Origin of the sequence: Citrobacter sp. Cpo142, assembly GCF_030332425.1 — a bacterium.
In the GTDB taxonomy this organism is placed as follows: Bacteria; Pseudomonadota; Gammaproteobacteria; order Enterobacterales; family Enterobacteriaceae; genus Citrobacter; species Citrobacter portucalensis.
On the sequence record NZ_JAOWHW010000015.1, the window covers coordinates 1 to 573 of the forward strand.

The following is a 573-nucleotide window of genomic DNA, read 5'->3' on the forward strand; positions in this document are numbered from 1 at the left end:
TCGGCGAGCATCTTGGAGATAAATATAAGGCGATAGCGAAAGATATTGCGGACAATATTAAAAATTTTCAGGGGAAGACCATCCGTAGCTTTGATGATGCAATGGCATCGCTGAATAAAATCACAGCCAACCCAGCCATGAAAATTAATAAGGCGGACAGAGATGCTCTGGTTAATGCCTGGAAACATGTTGATGCTCAGGATATGGCGAATAAACTGGGTAATCTCAGCAAGGCTTTTAAAGTCGCCGACGTGGTGATGAAGGTTGAGAAGGTCCGGGAGAAGAGCATTGAGGGGTATGAAACCGGGAACTGGGGGCCGCTGATGCTGGAGGTGGAATCCTGGGTGCTCAGTGGTATAGCTTCCTCTGTTGCTCTGGGGATTTTTTCCGCTACATTAGGAGCATATGCCTTATCTCTTGGAGTTCCTGCTATTGCTGTTGGTATCGCCGGTATTCTACTCGCAGCAGTTGTTGGTGCGTTAATTGATGATAAGTTTGCAGATGCTTTGAATAATGAAATAATCCGACCTGCACATTAAGTTTGATTAAAAGGCAGTGTTACTGCCTTTTTTT

Annotated in this window: 1 pseudogene; it reads left to right on the plus strand. The window is 44.9% G+C overall.

The annotated features are described in order from the left end of the window. Positions 1 to 539: pseudogene (gene caa / locus OGY18_RS00090) on the plus strand (pore-forming bacteriocin colicin A); the annotation flags it as partial. Between the last annotated feature and the right edge of the window lie 34 nt (positions 540 to 573).